The organism is Rhizobacter sp. P2_H2 (assembly GCF_056403375.1).
On the sequence record NZ_JBFUFP010000591.1, the window covers coordinates 1 to 3,381 of the forward strand.

At 68.3% G+C, this 3,381-nt stretch carries 1 protein-coding gene and 1 pseudogene; one reads left to right on the forward strand and one right to left on the reverse strand.

Annotated features, from left to right (window positions below; genetic code table 11):
* Window positions 1-2,104, reverse strand: a 2,104-nt coding sequence (locus AC1D15_RS23020) for a PAS domain S-box protein (protein ID WP_477827801.1), incomplete at its 3' end; no start/stop codon positions are given.
* 181 nt (window positions 2,105-2,285) lie between these two features.
* On the opposite strand from AC1D15_RS23020, the pseudogene aceE reads away from it, so the two are divergent.
* Window positions 2,286-3,381 (forward strand): annotated as a pseudogene (gene aceE, locus AC1D15_RS23025) (pyruvate dehydrogenase (acetyl-transferring), homodimeric type); the annotation flags it as partial.

A 3,381-nucleotide genomic window follows, 5' to 3' on the forward strand; every position in this document is an offset into this window, starting at 1 on the left:
GGCGCAGCTCGATGTTGGCGAGGTCCACCGCGTCGTCGACGATGGTCTGCGCGAGCGCGGGCTGGCGCTGCGGCTCGCTGCGCTTCACGAAGGCGCGGATGCGCCGGATGATCTGGCCGGCGCGCTCGGCCTGGCGGGCGGTCTTCTCGAGCGCTGCGATCAGGTCGTCCTTCTGGATCGCGTCGCCCTTCACGCGCGAGACCATGCCGTTGCAGTAGTTCGTGATCGCGGTCAGCGGCTGGTTCAGCTCGTGCGCGACCGACGAGGCCATTTCGCCCATCGTCACCAGCCGGCTCGTGACCTGCGCCTTCTCGGCCTGCTGCGCGGCCTGCGTCTCGGCGTTGCGGCGGCCGGTGATGTCGGTGGCGATCAGCATCTGCGCGAGCCGCCCGTCGGTCCACTGCAGGTAGCGCGCGCGCACGTCGAACCACTTCTGCAGCGGCTCGATGAAGACCTCGCGCGCGTCCGAGCCGACCTCGGTCAGCTCCTGCGTCGGCAGGCCGCCGAAGCTGTCGACCGAGTCGCCGTCGTCGCCGAACGCCGACAGCCCGCCGATCACCGGCAGGCCGGGGTCGCCGCCGGCCAGCAGCGCGTGGCCGCGCGCATCGGCGCCGAACCACAGGCGGTACGAGCGGTTCGCGAACAGCAGCTCGCCCTGCTGCACCGACAGCACCGACACCGCGGCGTCGAGCCCCTCGAGCACGGTGGTGAAGCGCTCGTGCGAGGCCGACAGCTGGTCGCGCACCCGCTTGGCCTCGGTGATGTTGGTCATCGAGGTCATCCAGCCGGTCTGCAGCCCCTTCGGGTCGATCAGCGGCGAGACGTACATGCGCGCGTCGAACTGCGATTCGTCCTTGCGCATCACCTTCACCTCGATGCCGCCGGCGGGGCTGCGGCCCTGCAGCTCCTGCTGCAGCAGGCGGTTGTTCTCCTCGATGCGCTCCGGCGGCCAGTGCGGGAAGGGCGGCACGCGGCCGATCAGCTCGGCGTCGCTGAAGCCGGTCATCGCGCAGAAGGCCGGGTTCACGTAGGTGATGCGGCCCTCCATGTCCATCGCGCGCATGCCGGTCAGCATCGAGTTTTCCATCGCGCGCCGGAAGTTGGTCTCCGACACCAGCGTGCTCTGGATCTGCAGCCGCCGGCGCATGTGGCGCCAGGTGCCGAGCAGCATCCACACCGTCAGCACCGACAGCGCGGCGACCATCCAGAACAGCGTGTTGCTGATCAGGCCGATCGAGGTGCGGTAGCCCATGCCGCGCAGCACCAGGCCGTTGCCGGCCGGCGCGAGCGGCACGTCGTGCACGATGGTGGTGGCCGAGCGCCGGCTCTGCTGGCCGGGCATCGGCGTCACGGTGCTCGCGAGCACGCGGTCCTGGCTGTCGACCAGCGCCACCGCGTGCCGCGTCGACACCTCGGCCGGGATGAAGTAGCGCATCAGCGACTCGATCGAGTACTCGGCGATCAGCGTGCCCGAGAACGCGCTGCGGTCGAGCAGCGGCACCTGCACCTGGAACACCGCGGTGCCGTACAGGTCGGTGAACGGGCGCGAGTACACCGGCTGGCGCAGGTCGCGCGCCGCGCTGAACGCGGCCTCGGGCTCGGTCTTCGCGCCTTCCTTGGGCACCGAGGTGCTGCTTTCCTCGCCGCCGAAGCCGCTCTCGGGGTGGAAGCCGGTGGCGGCGTAGCCGGCGCGGCGGCTGCGGTTGGCGCCGACCCAGATCAGGTTCGTGATCTCCGGGCGCTCGCGCKTGAAGCTCGCGGCCTGGCCGAGGAACTCGTCCTGGTCGATGGTGCGGGTGGCGATCTCGCGCGCGATGCGCACCAGCTGCTCCTGGTTCTCGATCAGCCGCAGCCGGATCTGCTGCTGCGCGATCTCGGTGTCGCGCTTGACCGATTCCTGCTCGCGCTCGAATTCCTCGTTGCGCAGGTACCAGAAGGCCAGGATGATCGCCGCCAGGAACAGCAGCACCGACACCAGCGGGCCGAGCGTCGCGAAGCGGTCCTGTCGGGCGAGCGACTGGCGCCGCCACCACAGGCCGAAGAGTCTCTGGGCCGCGCTCGGGGGAGGGGTACTGCGCGGAGGCAGGTGGTTCAACGGCTGCATGGACCGATTATCGAGGGGCGGGCTGCAGTCAACCGGTCCGGGCGTACCTGGGGACGATGCGGCAGCGCTGTCGGATGCCCGTAAATCCCACAATACGAAACGAGATCGCGCAATTTGGAAAGCCTTTGGAGTTGTGCGACACTCCCGCCGCCTGAAAAAGTTCAACTTGACGGAGACATGCATGGCAGCAAACCCGGAGTCATTCCTCGGTGCAGCGGCGAACGACGCCGATTCGCAGGAAACCCGCGAATGGCTGGACGCCCTGTCGGCGGTGATCGGTGCGGAAGGCGGTGAACGCGCGCACTTCCTGCTCGAACAGCTGATCGACCACGCCCGGCAGGCCGGCATCGACGTGCCGTTCTCGGCGAACACGGCCTACGTCAACACGATCCCGGTCGACCAGGAGGAGCATTCCCCCGGCAACGTCGACATCGAGGAGCGCCTGCGCGCCTACATGCGCTGGAACGCGATGGCGATGGTGGTGAAGGCGAACCGCCTGCACCCGGCCGACGGCGGCGACCTGGGCGGCCACATCTCGTCGTTCGCGTCGCTCGCGACGATGTTCGGCACCGGCTTCAACCACTTCTGGCACGCCGAGAGCGAAGGCCATGGCGGCGACCTGCTGTACATCCAGGGCCACTCGTCGCCCGGCGTCTACGCCCGCGCCTACATGGAAGGCCGGCTGACCGAGGAGCAGCTGCTGAACTTCCGCCAGGAGGTCGACGGCAAGGGCATCTCGAGCTACCCGCACCCGAAGCTGATGCCCGAGTTCTGGCAGTTCCCGACCGTCTCGATGGGCCTGGGCCCGCTGATGGCGATCTACCAGGCGCGTTTCCTGAAATACCTGCACRCCCGCGGCATCGCGAACACCGAGAACCGCAAGGTGTGGGTGTTCTGCGGCGACGGCGAGATGGACGAACCCGAATCGCTGGGCGCGATCGGCCTGGCCGCGCGCGAGAAGCTCGACAACCTGATCTTCGTCGTCAACTGCAACCTGCAGCGCCTGGACGGCCCGGTGCGCGGCAACGGCAAGATCATCCAGGAGCTCGAAGGCGAGTTCCGCGGTGCCGGCTGGAACGTCATCAAGCTGCTGTGGGGCAGCTACTGGGATCCGCTGCTCGCCAAGGACAAGGACGGCATCCTGCGCAAGGTGATGATGGACACCGTCGACGGCGACTACCAGGCCTTCAAGGCGAACGACGGCGCCTTCGTGCGCAAGAACTTCTTCGGCCGCCATCCGAAGATGCTGGAGATGGTCGCGAAGATGAGCGACGACG